We start from the raw sequence: 15735 nt of genomic DNA on the forward strand, positions 1-15735 counted from the left end.
GAGGCGCCTGCGTTGCCGCAGCCGGCTGCAGCCTGACAAGGCCTCCCGGGTAGCTCCTTTGGGGTGGGGGGTAAACCCTTACTTGCGAGCCTTGATCGTCAGTTGCAACCTTCGGGTGGACGAGCGAGAGCGAAGTCCACAGAATCGCGCGCCGGCCTTGGTGGGCTGTGCTGCGCTTGTTGGCCCTACAGGGGGAGGCCGGGGCAATCGATGATCGAGGCCGTTCTAAGCCTCCATGATGCTTCAGGCAGTCATGGCATGGAGATTTCTGTCGACTCTCAGGGGAAGATGGACCGATTGCCATGCTCAAAGTCGGTGCCCACAGGGTTTGCGGCGGCTATCGAGGTCTGATGACGCGTGCCAGACGCTCTCCGCCCCGACGAATCGACAGCTCGACGCGGTTGCCTGGGCGGACCTTCTTCTTGAGTGGGATGAGCATTGCGGCGGCGGTGATCCGGGTGCCGTTGAAGGCTTCAACGATATCGCCGACGCGGAGCCCGGCTTGAAAAGCGGGGCGGTCGACGAAGATGCGGGTCACGACGACCTCGGGTGAGCCTGGTGGCTCTGCGTACTGGTGATCGCGAATGTCGTCGACGCTGATGCCGAGCCATGGCGAGGCAATGCGATGGGTGTCGACGCGCGAGCAGGTGAATTCGTGGTCCTGCCTGGCGCAGGCCGCGTCGAGGCAGGTGCTGGATGCCGGGAGGGCGGATCGACCGTAGAAGGCGCAGCCTCGATTCGCCTCGGCCGACACGCTTGCGTCGGTCGCGTTGCTCGCCTCGATGACGACGCGGTCCGCTCGAGATTCGGTGATCACGGCCGTCCCGCTACAGCCGCTGCATAGCCAGGAAAGGACCACAACGGCGCCACATCGCTTCAACATCTCCCACCTCCATTTGCGCGGCTCAGGTCGGGACGCGCCCTTGCCCACGGGCTTTTGGCCCGAGATTTCCAAGACCAGAATCGGCGGCCGGCTCGCTGGGCGTGCTCTTGGAGCGACGTGATCTGTCCATGAGCGCCGGCCTTGGTCGATCAGTGTAGGAGATCGGCGCGGCCGGATTCCCCATCGTGGCGGCTGCGGCTGGTTTTCAAGGATCACGCTGCATGGCTAATGTCGCTCTCTCATGCCGTGCCGGTCGGCGAGCGGCCCGTCATGAGTCATGAGTGGCTCAGCAGGTCGGGGCGTCGATCAGCGTTTCAGCCGGCTGCCGTCGTGTGGACAAGCGCAGAGGCCGGGAAAGTATCCCGAGCACAGCATGAAGTGGTGCCTGGCTGTCGATTGGGCCGACGCAGGAGGCCCAACAATCAAGGCGTTGGGCTATCCCCGATGTTGGGCTTCGTACCTCGGCCCAACCAGCGCAGAATTTCTTCACGTTCTCGCTGCGCAGCTCACCAACGTCGGCGCGGGATTCGGTAGCCTTCGCTCGCGCTCGTCCAGCCGTGCCTCACCTGACGACCAAGGCTCAGATCGGCAATCTGCGCCTAGGGTATCCAGTCGGGAGCGGCGGCCAGTTTCCGCGGGAGAATGCTCGCTGGCGTCGTGGCCGCTGAGCGAGCGGTTTCAAAGCGTGGATTTCAATGGGTGCTCGACATCTTAGAATTATTTAAAAGCTAAGAGGGACCCTTGTGTATGCATTCAATTAGGCAATGAAAGCCTAGAATTAATTGAGCAGATACTAATGGGGTCTCGCTGACTGAGGCCATGCCTCAGATCGGGTCGGGCGCGCTAAGTTCTATTGTAATTATTTGTAATTGGTCCAGAATGTTGGCGTCGGGACGAGCAGAAGAATAACAGTCGATTTGTGGTTATGGGAGGAGTGACATGTACACTGACGACGACGCCTATTTCCCGAGACAGCTCGATGCGGCGATACGGCTGGCCGAGCACGGTACGGTGACGGATGCTCCTTGCGTTGCGATCGGGGTCGGCCGCGACGGGCTGCTCGTGAGGGGGGGGCCTAGCTTGCCGCTTGGCTGCAACGTTCAGGTGACGCTGATGGGCGATCACCGCGAGCGTCTGACCATCGGCTGCGTGAGCGCTGGGGCCAAGTCGGGCGATCAACTGCTGCGTTATGACGGACTCAGCTTCGACGACCGCGCGAGCCTGGAGGAGCTGATCCGCCCGCATTGGGACGGTGTGGATCTCTTCGATGGCCTCATGACGATGGCCTGCCTTTACGGACCATCGACGCTCAAAGACTGGCTTTGCATGACGAGTCTACTGGAGCGCCTTCAGCCCCGTGTGGCTCGTCGCCCAAGCCACACGGCTTGACGACTGAGCGCTGACTGCGCAGCCGCGAGATGGAGATCAGAGTTGGTCTGGCCGGAGCAGACGGCTTGACTGGCACCTGCACTGGTGGTGGCCAATGCCGAGTGGTAACTGGGATCTGTGCTTGGTGCACGCGCTTGAGTCGGAAGGGTCGCGCAAGAGGACGGCGCGCGTCCTTTTCATATTCCGGGGAAGTTCTGTAGTCCGGGCATCATGCGACTGATCGTGATACGTCACTACAAGACGCTCAACAACTTGAGGCGTCGCATTCTTGGCTGGACGGACTCGCCGCCGATCCCAAGCTGGCGAACGGATCTGGCGCGGATCGACGCGCTGCTCCGCGCGAAGGGGCTGAGGTTCGACGCCGTCTATTCGAGCAGTCTCGCACGGGCTCGCGAGACTGCCCGCTGGCTGGCCGAGCAACGTCCGGGAACGCCGATGCGTGAGCGGCCCGAGCTCAACGAGGTCGACTACGGCGAGCTTGCGAGCCTTTCCAAAGACTGGGCTCAACGTCATTGGCCCCAATACAAGTCCGATCCGGACTTTGTCTTTCCCAATGGCGAGAGCTTCGCTGCGATGCGTGAGCGCAGCGTCAACTGCCTACTCGGGCTAGAGCGGCAGCACAAGGGGCAGACGCTGCTGGTCGTGCTGCATGCCGGGGTCATCCGTGGTCTGATCACGTGCCTTCTCGATCTCCCCTTCGCTACGAATCTGAAGCAGAAGATCTCCCATCGTTACATCGGCGACTTCACCATCCGGGAGCAGCGCTGCTGCCGCTACGATGAGCTCGGCGAGCCATCTGGCTTCGTGCACAATGGGGTCATCGACATCCCCTGTCGCAGCTTGACCTCTGCGGGCGGCATGCGGCCCGACGCGGACTCCTGGGACTGGACGGCTGAGACTGCCAGCGCGCCCGTTGGTCCGACGTCAACAGCATAATTCTGTTCTCAGAGGCTGTCTGACATATTGCGATCACTCTTGCTGTAGCGAATTTATTTGCCTCTCGCCAGCGCCAAGGCCGACCAAAGTCGCCCCTGCGAGGTCTTTCAGACGGCCTATCAGACGAGCCAGCCTTGACCCAGCGGGCTCGCTCCCATCCATGGCGCCGCGCACCGCTCGACGACCTCGCCCGAATTGCGCGGCATGACGCCGATCAAGACCATGAAGAGGGTCTTGTCGAGCTGGCTCTGACCGATTGCGCGGGCCCTTGTCGAACTAGGTATTCCCCCCAGATATTTCTTTGTTACCGTTGTGTTACGATCGGCCCCAAGAGGGACAGATTCGTCCTTAGGAGACGTCCACATTCTACTTCCCGCCTTGTGGGCAGACGGTACCGACCAAATCGGGAAGTAGTTCCTGGATAGTCACTTAGCGAGGCGCATGAGGCCCTCCAGGGACGAAAGTTGTCCCGCTGAGGGGCGTCGATCATCGATTGGCCCGGCCTCCCGCTGAGAGGGTAGGTAAGTGCAGTCCATCAACGTCGGCGCGGGATTCGGTGGACTTCGCGCTCGCTCGTCCAGCCTATGGGGCCGACTGACGATCAAAGCCCGCTGAGGCAAGATGTCTGTCGATCCACCCGACTCCGCGGGTGGCGAATGCACGACGCAACTAGGGACTCAATGTCGGGCAAGCGGGGGAGATGCCGACGAGGATGCGTCCGCGGCGGCGAGCGAGCTGGCGGCTTTAAGGCGCGGCCCTAGGGCTCAGGCGGGGCATCGCGTCGGCGCATCTCGGCTGGTCTGCGTGGCGCATCCGTTGAAGCGCGTGCCTTGGCGTCCTCCCTGGCGCGGCTTCGAAGAGGACGATTCAGGTCTTTGGCTGAGCTTGTCATCTTGCTCGTTCTGCTGGTTCTCTCAGGCGTCTTTTCAGGCTCCGAGACCGCGCTCGTGTCGATTTCACTCGGGCGTGCCGAGGCGTTGGCCAGAGAAGGCCGGCGTGGCGCCGCAGCGGTTTATCTGCTCAAGCGACATCCGGCTCGAATGCTCATTACGATTCTTATCGGCAACAACGTCGTCAATATCGCCGCCTCCGCGATGGCGACCGTGCTTGCGACACGCTGGCTGGGACACTTCGGGCCGGGCGTCGCCGTCGGCGTGCTGACGATTCTGATCCTGATCTTCGGTGAGATCACGCCCAAGAGCCTCGCGACGCGCTATGCCGAGCGGATCTCGCTCATCGTCGCCCCTCTGCTGGTCGGCTTTATGCGCGCCATCTATCCACTGGTTTGGCTCTTCAACGGGCTGACCAACCAGGTGCAGCGCCTGTCCGGCGCCCAGGCCGATCCGATGATCACAGAGGCCGAGCTCATCAGCATGATGGAGCACGGCGAAGAGGAGGGGACCATCGAGTCCGACGAGCGCGAGATGATCGAGCGCGTGTTCAGGCTCAACGACTTGAAGGCCGGCGACGTCATGACGCCGATGCGCCGCGTGTTCTCGCTCGATGGGCGCCGGCAGGTGGAGGAGCTGTTGCCCGAGGTCATGCGGCGGCCTTACTCACGTATCCCTCTCCACGGCGAAGATGCGAATGAGATCCTCAAGGTGCTTTTTCTGCGCGACCTCTTCGACGCCGTGGTGGCAGGCAGAACTGGCGTGGATGCGCTCAGCATCGGGCGGACGCCGCTGTTCGTTCCGGAGAATCAGAAGATCGACGTCCTGCTGCCGTTGCTGCGGCGCGAGAAGCAGCACATGGCCGTGGTCGTGGACGAAACCGGTTACCTCCAGGGCGTCGTCACCTTGGAAGACCTCCTGGAAGAGCTGGTCGGCGAGATCTATGACGAGGTCGACGAGCTGCCGAATCACACCATGGTGCTCGCGGAAGGGAGCATCCTCGTCGATGGCCATGTCGAGCTGCGCGTCGTCGAGGAGCTGCTCGACATCGAGCTCCCCGGCAAGCCGACCGATACCGTCAGCCACTGGATCCTCTCCTTCACCGAGCGCATTCCCGCCGAGGGCGAGACCTTGGTGCTCGATGGCCTCGAGATCTGTGTCCAGGATGCCTCGGCTCGGCGCATTCGGCAGATCGTGATCAGCCGCCAGGCGGATGTTGCTTGTGAGCCCATACCCGAGACATCCCCTTAGCCTTGGCGTGCCGCGGTCGGTGGCGACCTGTGCCGGCGTCCGCATGGCGCACCCGGGGCCGACGGCGTGGCGCGGCCGGCGAGGACCGGATTCGATGAGCGGCGTGCCGCTGTCGGTCTGTTCTCCGCTTCAGGCGCGCGGCGCATCGCTCACCGGAGTCCGCCGATGCCACATCTGAGCAGCTCAGGCCGCGGCAAGTTTTTCAGCGTCTTCCAATCGCTGATGGAAGAGGGGCCTCGCGCGGACGATCAGTGCCCGCGAGGGGCCATGCGGCTCGGCCATGCCAAGATCCATGTGCCCGTCCCGGCGCCACCGCTCACCCTCGACCTGGGCAAGGCCGAGCCCTTTCGGCTGAGTCTGGTGCCCGAGATCAGGATGGACGCCAGCGGAGGCTTTACCTGTGGCGAGGACTACCTGCTGCTCGATCCTCAGCGATATTTCGAGGGGATTGGCGGTTTCGTGCGGGTCGCTCAAGGTGACACTCTGATGCTTGGCAGCGAGGATGCGTTGCAGCAAGGTGTCTTTGAGTACACGCATGCGGTGGATGCGCGCCATCTGTCGCTCCAGCTCACACCCAAGGGACTGGTGTTTCAGCGGGAATCCCTGACGCATCCCACGCTGATCACCCCAGATGGCGATCCCAAGCTGATCGATCGTCAGATCGCCTGGCGGCGCGCCAAGCTCGAGCGCTTGGCGCGGCTGATCGAGGCGCCGCTCGAGCCGATGCCGCGCGACGCGGCGCTCGGTCTGCTCGAGCGCGTGCTCGAGGTCTTGCGCGACGAGCCTTATCGTGTGCGCACCCGGGATGGCGGGCCAGGGGGCCTGCTGCAGATTCCGGCCAAGCCGACGCCCATCATCGTCGGGGATCTGCATGCCAAGATTGACAATCTCCTGGTCATCCTGACGCAGAACGGCTTTCTCGAGGCGCTGCAAGACGGCAGCGCGGTCATGATCATCATCGGCGACGCTGTGCATCCGGAGGACCCCGGCCAGGAGGCCGAGATGGAGACCTCCATGGCCATGATGGACCTCATCCTGCGCTTGAAGCTGATGTTTCCGTCACGCGTGTTCTATCTGCGCGGCAACCACGACAGTTTCTCGGAGGACATCAGCAAGGGCGGCGTGCCGCAAGGCCTGGTCTGGGAAAAGACCCTTCAGGATCATCGCGGCGCCCGTTATCGCGATGCCATGCAGGCGTTCTACGACCTGCTGCCCTACATTGCGCTCTCGCCGCAGTTTCTCACCTGCCACGCTGGGGCCCCGATCAGCAAGGTGAGCCGCGATGAGCTGATCCACGTCCGCGAGCATCCGAGAGTCGAGCATCAGCTGACGCACGGGCGTCTGCGCCAGCAAAACGTCCCTGCCGGATACCGCGCCAGCGACGTCAAGCGGCTGCGCAAGCGCCTTGGGCTGGAGCCGGAAACGCCTTTCATCGTCGGGCATACCCGCCTCGCGAGCGAAGGCTGCTTCTGGCTCAATGTCGGTGGGATCGATCACCACCACATCCTCTGCAGTGCCTCGGACGAGCGCGTCGGTGTCATCACCCGCGTGCATCGTCACATGGTCCCATTGAGCTATCCGGGCGAGCCGCTCGCCCCGGGCTTCAATGCGCTGGTGCGGGATGGGAGACCAGGCGCAAGTTGAGCTTCGGGCACCCTGATTCCCCAAGGCTGCCTGTTGCTGGCTGATAGAGTTCTGTAACAAAGCTGTCATAATTGGGCGGATTCCCGTGTCGCCCGGGGACGGGACCCGGAGCGGGCTGCGCGGGGCCGCCGATGACGATCCAGACTTCAACAGATCGAGAACGGAGCGAGATGACGAAAGCCCATGATGTCGGACCCATCCTGGTCCCAGTCGATTTCTCCCCAAGCTCGGAGGCCGCGCTGTTGCACGCGGTGTGGCTTGCACGCTGTCTGGATTCGTCATTGCTGGTCCTGCACGTGGTTCACGACCCCGGAACCATGCCGGATTACTATGGCAAGGTACTGAAAAAGAAGCAGTTGATGCGGATCGAGGATGGGGCGGCAGCCATGCTCGACGACCTCATCGCGAAGGCCGAGGAGAGGTATCCGGAGTTCAAGAAGCTCAAGAATCGCGAGTCCATGCTGGTCAAGGGGCTCCCGAGCGGGCGCATTCTAGAGGTCGCGGATAAGGTTGGGGCCTCGATGATCGTGCTCGGCAGCAAGGGAGCGACCGGTCTCAAGCACCTGCTCATGGGCTCGGTTGCCGAGCAGGTGGCGCGCCTGGCCAAGATTCCCGTCACCATCGTCAAGTCCGCGCATCCCTAGGAGCTGGCCTCGTGAAGATCCCTGCAGGAGTCCTTGGCAACTGGCCGACGCTGTCCCGCTCACCTGTTCTGATGCTCGCCCTCGTGGCGCTCATCGCCGTGCCGACCGCAAGCGCCTGGGGGGCGGAAGCGACCGAGGCCGGTATCGACTGGGGCACCATGGCGATGAGCCTGTTCGGCGGCTTGGCGCTCTTCCTCTATGGCATGGACCAGATGGCCAATGCCCTCAAGGCGGTCGCCGGCGAGCGCATGAAGGACATCCTGGCGCGCCTGACGACCAATCGCTTTATGGGTGCCGTGACCGGTGCCTTCGTCACCGCGGTCATCAATTCCTCGTCCGTGACCACTGTGCTCCTGGTCGGCTTCATCAGCGCCGGACTCATGTCGCTCGCCCAGTCCGTAGGCGTCATCATGGGGGCCAACATCGGCTCCACGGTGACCGCCCAGCTCATCGCCTTCAAGGTGACGAAGGCGGCGCTGCTGATGATCGGTGTCGGCTTCACCATGCTCTTCGCCTCGAAGACGGAGCGGATCCAGCAATACGGCGGGATGCTCATGGGGCTGGGCCTGGTGTTCTTCGGCATGGGCGTGATGAGCGATGGCATGGCGCCCCTGCGCAGCTATCAGCCCTTTCTCGACGTCATGGCCCATATGCAGAGCCCGCTGGTCGGCATTGCCGTGGCGGCGGCCTTCACCGGGCTCATCCAGTCATCGGCGGCGACCACGGGCATCGTGATCGTCATGGCCAGCCAAGGCTTCGTGAATCTGCCGACCGGGATCGCGCTGGCCTTCGGGGCGAACATCGGCACCTGCGTGACGGCCCTGCTGGCGGCGATCGGCAAGCCGCGTGAGGCGGTGCGCGCGGCCCTGGTTCACATCATGTTCAATGTCGCCGGCGTCATCATCTGGGTCGCCTTCATCGGTCAGCTCGCCGATTTCGTCGAATGGATCTCACCCAAGCATCCGGAGCTGGCCGGCTCTGCGCGCCTGGCGGCCGAGGTGCCGCGTCAGATCGCCAATGCGCACACCCTGTTCAACGTCGCCAACACCTTGCTGTTCATCGGCCTCACCACGCAGTTCGCACGCGTCGCGGAGTGGCTGATTCCGGATCGGCCCTTGGGTGAAGAGATGCTGGTGGTACGCGCCAAGTATCTGGACGAGGACCTGCTCGCGACGCCATCTCTGGCGCTGGATCGGGTGCGTCTGGAGGCGCTGCACATGGGCGAGCGGGTGGAGGAGATGCTGGCGCGCATCATGCCCGCCATCCTGAGCGGAAACCGGGAGACGCTGCGCGAGATCGAGCGCATGGACGACGCCGTCGACACCCTTCACGCGCAGGTTATCGCCTATCTGGCCAAGATCAGTCGCCAAAGCCTGACGGAGGCCCAGACCAGCGAGCTGATCCGTCTCATGGATGCGGTCAACGACCTGGAGAACATCGGCGACATCATCGAGACCAATCTCATCGTCCTGGGGAACGAGCGCATCGATGCGGGCGTTTCCATTAGCCAGCCAACCCGCGAGGTTCTGAGCGAGCTCCACGCCGCGGTGACGCGCTCGGTCGAGGCCGCCGTACACGCCGTCGCCCAGCGTAACGAGCTGGCGGCGCGGAACGTGACTTCCATGAAGCAGGAGATCTCGCGCATCGCCGATTCTGCCGCCGTGCACCAGGCGAGACGCCTGGTGGCCGAGGAGCCGAACCGTATCCCGGCCTATACCATCGAGATCGATATCATCGAGAAGCTCAAGCGCATCTACTACTTCGCCAAGCGCATGGCGAAGACGGTGCCGACAGGGGATTCCTCAGAGGTGCTTTAGCCGGCGAGGTGCTTTAGCCTGCGTCGAGCTGCCAGCGTCCAGCTTCCAGCCGAGTGAAGGGGCAAGTCGCCCGCTTGCGCGCGACTTGCCCTGGGACCGGCGTTGGAGGCTGGGCGCGTCTCAGCTCGGCGTCGAGCCCTTTTTCCACCAGGGGTGCTTGGCGCCGACGAATTCCTCCCAGTAGTCGTCGAAGCTCGCGAGCAGCTGGCGGTATTCGCAGGTGCGCCAGCCGACGACCGCGCCGGCGTAGAGCGGCACGTCGCCCTTGCCCTCGTCCCCGCAGAGGTCTTCGAGCAGATTGCGGGTCACGGCGACGTCGTTCATGACGCCGAGCAAGTCCTGCAGCCCCTTCATGTGTGCGATGAACTCGTCCATGCCGCTGAAAAGAGGGAGGAAGAACTCTGCGGCATAGCGCAGCTTCTTGCACTCGATGCGCAGCTGGTGCATCTCGAAATGGTTGGTGCGGTCGACATGGGTGCCGGCTGCCAGGACCTTGCGCTCCTGCTTGTCGAGCAGGTGACGTGCGTAGACCGTCACGCTTGCCGCTAGTCGCTTGGCGCGCTTTTTCTTGAGCTTGGCCTGCTCCCAGGGGCGCGTGCCGATCCAATCCGGGAGCTCGGTGCGAAAGCGCCCGAAACGCTCACTGTCGAGCATGGGCTGAACCTGTTCCTGGTAGAGCTGGGCCCGCCTGGATTCGGCGAGCGCCCTCAGCTCTGCCTCGCCCGGGAGCTGCACGGGGGCGACGGCGACCAGCCCTTCGCTGATGAAAACGTCCAGATCCCGCGCCTGACCCAGCTGGCTGCCGATCCAGCGCAGCTCCTCTGCCCAGTGCGCGGTCAGCTCCTTGGGGATGGCGTCGCGGAAGAGGCTGATGGCGGAGCGCATGCGCCGCACCGCGACGCGGGTCTGGTGCACGCCCTCGATGTCGGCCCAGTCGCGGGCGGACTCCAGCCAAGTCAGCATGTAGTCGTGGTTGTGACGCAGGATGCTGGCGAAGGCCTCGCTAGTGGTTTGGCTGGCATCGATTGGGGGTGGGGTCTTGGATTTTTTCGGCACAGCTTCAGCCTCGCCTCTGCGGCATGGGGCATCCTTCGCCGTTGATGGACTTGCGAGCTCGATGGCCGTATCTGCCACAACCGATCGCCATCTGGATGCCAGCGGCCGGGGCCTCATGCATGCCACGCGCGTGTCGGCGCGCTCGCGGGCTCATAGGGTCTCCTTAAGGCTAGCCATCCGGGAGGCGTCTGCAAGCCGTGGCGATCACCTATTGAGCTGCCGGCTGCCCGCGCCCTGAGGTCAGGCGATCTGCACCACGATGTCGTGAAGCACGCTCGCGCCATGCTCGACGCGGTCGGCGGCGTTCGACAGGTGGCGGTAGACCTCGCGCCGCTTGAAGATCTCGATCACGTAGCGCATGGCATTGGCCTGGGCATCCTCCGTGTTGCGGCCGAGGGCGTCGATGTGGTCCTCGGCGTGAAAGAGCTCCGCCAGTGCGGCGCGATAGAGCTTTTCGGTACTGCGCTCTGACTTGCGCGCGACGGCGGCATCGGACTCCGCCGCGGTCGGCGTCGAGGAGAGCTTGGCATAGCCCTGACGGAGCGCTGCGCAGCCGTCTCGGATGAGGCGCGCCATCTCCGCCATGTGATTGTCCGGCTTGATCTCCAATGCCTCGACCTCGCGCACGGTCGTCTTCGCATAGTTGAGGATCTCGTCGATGGCGACGATCGCGCGGTAGATATCCTCGCGATCCATGGGTGTCGCAAAGGCGCGGCTGAGGATAGCCATATTGCGCGCCTTGAGGTCGTCGCCTTCCTTCTCCATGGTGCGGACCCGCTTGCCGGTTGCTTCGTCGCCGGTCTCCATGAACTCCACGAAGACATCCATGGCGTCGCAGATCAGGTCGCACTGGGCATTGATCAGCCCGTAGAAGTCGGGCATGCGTGGAAAGACGCGGTCGACCAGTCGGGTGACGGCGGATGTGCCGGTTGCGCTCATCGAGTCTCCTCCAGTCTCATCATGGTTATCGAGCCGGCCGGTGGCTCAAGGGTCTTTTCCGGGCCGTCTTTGTTCCGGCCAGGGCTTGGCTGACTGGCCCCGCGGCGGGCGGCCTCAGCCCATGTCGAGCGCCGCGTCGACCAGCAGGTAGGTCAGTACCGAGACCGCGCCCGCGCCTGGAATGGTGATGATCCAGGTGCTGACGATCTCCTTCGCCTTGGCCCAGCGCACCGCCTTGGGCCGCTCCGAGGCCCCGATACCCATCAGGGAGGAGCTCACCACGTGGGTCGTCGAGACGGGTGCGCCGACCATGGACGCGCCGAAGACAACCGCCGCCGAGGTGAGCTGGCCGTCCACCGCGTGGATGGGCCGCACCTTGAAGATGCCGAAGCCGCCGGTGCGCACGATGCGCCAGCCGCCCGAGAGGATGCCCAGGGAGATGGCGAGCGCGCAGGACAGGATCACCCAGAAGGGCACCTCGAAGGTCTCCAGGTAGCCGCCGCTCAAGAGCGCCAGGGTCACGATGCCCATGCTCTTCTGTGCGTCGTTGGCGCCGTGGGCGAAGGCCAGTCCGGCGCAGGAGAAGATCTGCATCCGCTTGAAGAGCCTGTTCACGGACGGCTTCGCGCCGCGGAAGAGGAAGAAGACCAGGCGGTGGATGAAGAAGCCGAGCCAGAAGCCGAGGATGGGCGAGAGGATGAGTGCCAGCAGGATCTTGGTGATGCCCGTCAGGTGGCCCTCCGCCAGTTGCTGAAAGCCCCAGATGACGTGATCCGAGCCGACCGCGATGAGCACGGCACCTGTCAGTCCGCCGACCAGGGCATGCGACGAAGAAGAGGGGATGCCGAACCACCAGGTCAGCAGGTTCCAGAAGATGGCCCCGGCGAGCCCGCAGAGGATGATGGTGACCGAGAGCATCGTGGTCACGTCTTCCAGGCTGACGAACTTGCCGATGGTGTTGGCGACCGCGGTGCCGCCCAGCAGGGGGCCGAGGAATTCGAAGGTGGCGACGATGGTGACGGCCTGGATCGGCGTTAGCGCACGCGAGGCGATGGGGGTGGCGATGATGTTGGAGGCATCATGGAAGCCGTTCGTGTAGTCGAACAGCAGGACCACGGCGACGGAGACGATGACAAGGGCTGACAGGACATCCAATAGCTGCACCTCCTCGATGACCGGTGGGTGTCGAACGGACGCACTCTGCAGCGGCGACCGATGGGGCGCTGACCGACCTGAGCGTCGGGCGGCGGCGAACGGGTTTCGCGGGGACCTGGAGACCTCACTGGAGCGGCGCCGTGCGCTGGCCATGGCATGTCATGTCATGGGGACGCAATACATCCGTAACAAACTCGTAACAATATAGCCGGCTTTCGAGCGAAGGGAAGTCTCGTCCGGCCACCCGGCCGCGGGAGCGTGAGGCTCAGCGCCGCAGATAACGCTCGGCAGCGGTGAGGAAGTCCTCGGGCGGCGGGAGATCGGAAGGCGCCAGTCTGAGCAGCAGGAGAATGGTGGGGCGACCCTGAGCGGTGTGCAGCTCGCGCAGGATGATGCGGCGCGCGGAAGGGTCGCGGGGTTGGCGTTGGATGTTCATGGCGTCGAGGTGTAGGCTGATGTCCCGACTCCAGAGCTGGCGTGCTGCGTCCATCAGCACCTCGGCAACCATGTCGAGATGGACCCGGAGGACCTTGTCTTCTGTGCCCAATCGATGCAGCTGCCGAGTGATGCGCTCGAGCTCGCTGACCAGGCTGCGCTGGTCGGGAAAGCCCGCTTGGGGCGGGTCGAAGCTCAGGTCGCCACGCTCCAGCGCGGCCAGCTTGCGCCTGAGCAGGTCGCGCTGCCGCGCGAGATCGGCGCGCTTTTCCTGCGCCGAGGCGATGCGCGACAAGGCCAGCGTCACGACCTGATCGAAGGCACGCTGTTTGAGCAGGCAGCGCGTCTCGACCTCGTTCTCGGATGGGTCCACGATGTGATGACCGGCGAAGCTGACCGCGATCTGGGGCACATCGCGGCGCATCTGGCCGTCGACGAGATCGCGTCCGAGAATGTGCTTTTCGATCTTTTCGGCCCGCAGCAGCGTCGTGACCTCATTGGCGTAGCGCCCCGGGCCGGCGAGAAAGTTGCGCAGCGTCAGATCGCGTCCGAGCTGCTCCAGCATGGATTCGGACGAGGCAAAGACGGCGGCCAGCCTGTGCTCTTCGGGGTAGCGCTCCCGCGTGGCGACCAGGGGCTCGGAGAGAGCATCCACCAGCGCGACGGCGTGATCCAGGGCCGCGACAACTGGCTCGAGGAGCCGCTTGCGGTAGCCGGACAGCAGACGCAGCCGTGAGTCCGTGCCATCTACTGCGCGCTCGATGGCGGCGTCGATACGCGACCTTGGGTAACGTCCCTTAGCCTCGTCGTCATCACGGAAGAGCGATCGAAAGAGCATCGTGGATCCCGGAAGGGTCGTGCAAACCTCAGGCGCGCGCTTGCGGCGCTCGCCCCCAGCGCGGGCGACGCCCCTCCGGTGAAGCAGTTGGGGCGTCCTTGTCCAAGAGGGTGGTGCAGGGGGAGAGTGCGCTCCGCAAGACGGATTCTAGAGCCTATCGCGCCGAGGCGTGTGCCTGGCTTGAGCATCCCGCCAGGCTCATCAGAGCGGTAAGGGCTGGCGGGCGGTATGCGATCCTGGTCGCCACCGAGCTTCTTCTCGACCGCGGTCCTATCGCCCCTGTCCTTTGCGAGAAAGCGAGTCCCTGAAGCGGCGAGCCCAAGGTCATGGGAGGCCTGAGGCGAGCAAGGGTCTGAGGCTCTGTCGGCCGATGAGCGGTCCGACTAGAGCGGCGAGACCCAAACTCCCACGTTGAGTGCGGCTCCTGGCGGCCCTAGGAAGTCACCCGCCACAGGCGGTACGGACTCCGGGAGTCGCGCCACGGCGACGGGGATGTGCTCCGCGCCGGACATCTTGCCGATCGAGGGGTCAAATCCCTTCCAGCCCGCCCCTGGCAAATAGACTTCCGCCCAGGCATGGGTCGCGCCATAGTTGAAGGCCGACGGCTCGGCTTGGAGGTATCCGCTTACGAAGCGCGCGGCAAGGCTCAGGTAGCGGGCGGCCTCGATGAAGAGCGCGGCGTAATCACGACAGGAGCCGGTTCGCAGCGCGAGGGTTTGCTCGGCAGACTGGACACCAGGCTCTTCGCGCATCCGATAGGCCACGCACTCATGGATGCTGACGCACAGGCGTTGCAGTAGCGCGTAGGTCTGGATCGGCTCGCCTGGTCTCCAGAGCGTCTCGACCCAAGCCCCCAGCTCCATCCCTGCGTCTCGAGAGAGCCCCATATAGGGCGACAGTACCCGCTCGTCTTCCGGGGTGTAGGCGAAGGGGTAGTCGACCGCCTCGGAGTCGACCAGGAAATCGAGCGGTGCCTCGTTGTACTGCTGAATGACGAGGTCGCTCTCGATCGCGAGCTGGCGGGCGGGCGTGTCGAAGGTCGCGATCGCCACGGAATTGTCTTCGACATCGCGATGCCAGCGCAGAGTGGCGGCGGGCTGAATTTTCAGTGTCGATGACTCGATGCGCAGCTCATGGTCTTCCCTGGGGCGCAGACGCAAGACGTGCGGGCCAAGCTGCACCGGCCCGGAAAAGCTGTAGTAGGTCCGATGTAGGATGCGATAGCGTTGCATGGACGACCTTGTAGGCCCTTCTCAGGGCGCGTTCGGGTTGGTGCTCAGCGAGCGCATGCGGCGTGGACGTCGACTGCCCGAGACTCGGGGCAGTGCCTTCTCAGCGGGATCCCGAGCGCGGCCGAATCCGCTCACGACGGAATCCCTTCAAGCGTCGCATGCAGGCGACGATGAATCCTGAATCCATCCTCCATTGCCTGAGCGGTCTTCGGGAGCCGGCGGGCCATCGCGCCATTGAAGCATCGAATGGCCCGCTTGGCCTCACCCAGCCGCAGGCTCATGCTGAGGCTGCCCACCGCGAGCTTGGGCAGCAGGAGTGCCCCGGCGGGGTCGCGCCCGCCAGCTCGCCGCAGACACCGCGAGGAGATGGCAACGAAGCAGGCCTCTTTCGCTTGTGCTTGCACATGGCTCAGCTGCGCGTGCGTCGCCGCATCGGGAAGCACCTGAGGGGCGGCAAGGGCGCGAAGTGCAGGGTGAGCGTGCTTCATGACGTGAAGCCCATCTTGCTTCAGGAGGTGTCCGGCTGCCACCGAGCTTCGCCCCCCGCGGTGAGCCGCGGTCACCCAGCGATTGGCCGCGGAAGCCGCTAGACGCGTCGTTCGCGCTGCCGGCTGGCACCCCGGCAG

At 64.2% G+C, this 15735-nt stretch carries 13 protein-coding genes; 6 read left to right on the plus strand and 7 right to left on the minus strand.

Going from position 1 to position 15735, the window contains the following annotated elements:
• Positions 1 to 337: 337 nt before the first annotated feature.
• A complete protein-coding gene (locus G3446_RS19745; RefSeq protein ID WP_164454623.1) occupies positions 338 to 883 on the minus strand; it encodes a PDZ domain-containing protein in 546 nt (181 codons plus the stop codon).
• A 939-nt stretch (positions 884 to 1822) separates the two neighbouring features.
• Here G3446_RS19745 and G3446_RS19750 point away from each other — a divergent pair.
• The 6 genes from G3446_RS19750 to G3446_RS19775 all read left to right on the plus strand — a co-directional run bounded on the left by G3446_RS19750 (position 1823) and on the right by G3446_RS19775 (position 9454).
• The gene (locus G3446_RS19750) at positions 1823 to 2272 is read left to right on the plus strand and encodes a hypothetical protein (protein WP_164454624.1); all 450 of its coding nucleotides are present in this window, start codon (positions 1823 to 1825) and stop codon (positions 2270 to 2272) included.
• A gap of 210 nt (positions 2273 to 2482) precedes the next feature.
• Positions 2483 to 3208: a histidine phosphatase family protein gene (locus G3446_RS19755; protein WP_164454625.1), complete on the plus strand. Its 726-nt coding sequence runs from the start codon at positions 2483 to 2485 to the stop codon at positions 3206 to 3208.
• Between the two features lie 893 nt (positions 3209 to 4101).
• The gene (locus G3446_RS19760; protein ID WP_245232615.1) at positions 4102 to 5349 is read left to right on the plus strand and encodes a hemolysin family protein; all 1248 of its coding nucleotides are present in this window, start codon (positions 4102 to 4104) and stop codon (positions 5347 to 5349) included.
• A 165-nt stretch (positions 5350 to 5514) separates the two neighbouring features.
• Positions 5515 to 6993 carry a metallophosphoesterase gene (locus G3446_RS19765; RefSeq protein ID WP_164454627.1) on the plus strand — a complete coding sequence of 493 codons (1479 nt, stop codon included), beginning with the start codon at positions 5515 to 5517 and terminating at the stop codon, positions 6991 to 6993.
• A 170-nt stretch (positions 6994 to 7163) separates the two neighbouring features.
• A complete protein-coding gene (locus G3446_RS19770) occupies positions 7164 to 7637 on the plus strand; it encodes a universal stress protein (RefSeq protein ID WP_164454628.1) in 474 nt (157 codons plus the stop codon).
• 11 nt (positions 7638 to 7648) lie between these two features.
• On the plus strand, positions 7649 to 9454 hold the full coding sequence (locus tag G3446_RS19775; protein ID WP_342450162.1) for a Na/Pi cotransporter family protein: 1806 nt from the start codon (positions 7649 to 7651) through the stop codon (positions 9452 to 9454).
• 120 nt (positions 9455 to 9574) lie between these two features.
• Here the strand turns inward: G3446_RS19775 and G3446_RS19780 are convergent, their stop codons facing one another.
• From G3446_RS19780 to G3446_RS19805, 6 genes are all read right to left on the minus strand, one after another.
• Positions 9575 to 10510 (minus strand): CHAD domain-containing protein, encoded by a 936-nt coding sequence (locus G3446_RS19780; protein WP_164454629.1) that lies wholly within the window; start codon positions 10508 to 10510, stop codon positions 9575 to 9577.
• A 240-nt stretch (positions 10511 to 10750) separates the two neighbouring features.
• The gene (locus G3446_RS19785) at positions 10751 to 11449 is read right to left on the minus strand and encodes a DUF47 domain-containing protein (RefSeq protein ID WP_209262522.1); all 699 of its coding nucleotides are present in this window, start codon (positions 11447 to 11449) and stop codon (positions 10751 to 10753) included.
• A 114-nt stretch (positions 11450 to 11563) separates the two neighbouring features.
• Positions 11564 to 12604 carry an inorganic phosphate transporter gene (locus G3446_RS19790; RefSeq protein WP_209262523.1) on the minus strand — a complete coding sequence of 347 codons (1041 nt, stop codon included), beginning with the start codon at positions 12602 to 12604 and terminating at the stop codon, positions 11564 to 11566.
• 265 nt (positions 12605 to 12869) lie between these two features.
• Positions 12870 to 13877: a hypothetical protein gene (locus G3446_RS19795; RefSeq protein ID WP_164454631.1), complete on the minus strand. Its 1008-nt coding sequence runs from the start codon at positions 13875 to 13877 to the stop codon at positions 12870 to 12872.
• A gap of 383 nt (positions 13878 to 14260) precedes the next feature.
• Positions 14261 to 15109, minus strand: coding sequence for a transglutaminase family protein (locus G3446_RS19800; protein WP_164454632.1), 849 nt, complete (start codon positions 15107 to 15109; stop codon positions 14261 to 14263).
• 131 nt (positions 15110 to 15240) lie between these two features.
• Positions 15241 to 15597 (minus strand): hypothetical protein, encoded by a 357-nt coding sequence (locus tag G3446_RS19805; protein WP_164454633.1) that lies wholly within the window; start codon positions 15595 to 15597, stop codon positions 15241 to 15243.
• Positions 15598 to 15735: the final 138 nt, after the last annotated feature.

Origin of the sequence: Thiorhodococcus minor (assembly GCF_010820565.1) — a bacterium.
In the GTDB taxonomy this organism is placed as follows: Bacteria; Pseudomonadota; Gammaproteobacteria; order Chromatiales; family Chromatiaceae; genus Thiorhodococcus; species Thiorhodococcus minor.

Coding starts and splice junctions, on each gene's coding strand:
- G3446_RS19800 (WP_164454632.1), bottom strand. CDS start 15,109: ATGCAACGCTATCGCATCCTACATCGGACCTACTACAGCTTTTCCGGG.
- G3446_RS19750 (WP_164454624.1), top strand. CDS start 1,823: ATGTACACTGACGACGACGCCTATTTCCCGAGACAGCTCGATGCGGCG.
- G3446_RS19795 (WP_164454631.1), bottom strand. CDS start 13,877: ATGCTCTTTCGATCGCTCTTCCGTGATGACGACGAGGCTAAGGGACGT.
- G3446_RS19745 (WP_164454623.1), bottom strand. CDS start 883: ATGTTGAAGCGATGTGGCGCCGTTGTGGTCCTTTCCTGGCTATGCAGC.
- G3446_RS19765 (WP_164454627.1), top strand. CDS start 5,515: ATGCCACATCTGAGCAGCTCAGGCCGCGGCAAGTTTTTCAGCGTCTTC.
- G3446_RS19805 (WP_164454633.1), bottom strand. CDS start 15,597: ATGAAGCACGCTCACCCTGCACTTCGCGCCCTTGCCGCCCCTCAGGTG.
- G3446_RS19755 (WP_164454625.1), top strand. CDS start 2,483: ATGCGACTGATCGTGATACGTCACTACAAGACGCTCAACAACTTGAGG.
- G3446_RS19770 (WP_164454628.1), top strand. CDS start 7,164: ATGACGAAAGCCCATGATGTCGGACCCATCCTGGTCCCAGTCGATTTC.
- G3446_RS19785 (WP_209262522.1), bottom strand. CDS start 11,449: ATGAGCGCAACCGGCACATCCGCCGTCACCCGACTGGTCGACCGCGTC.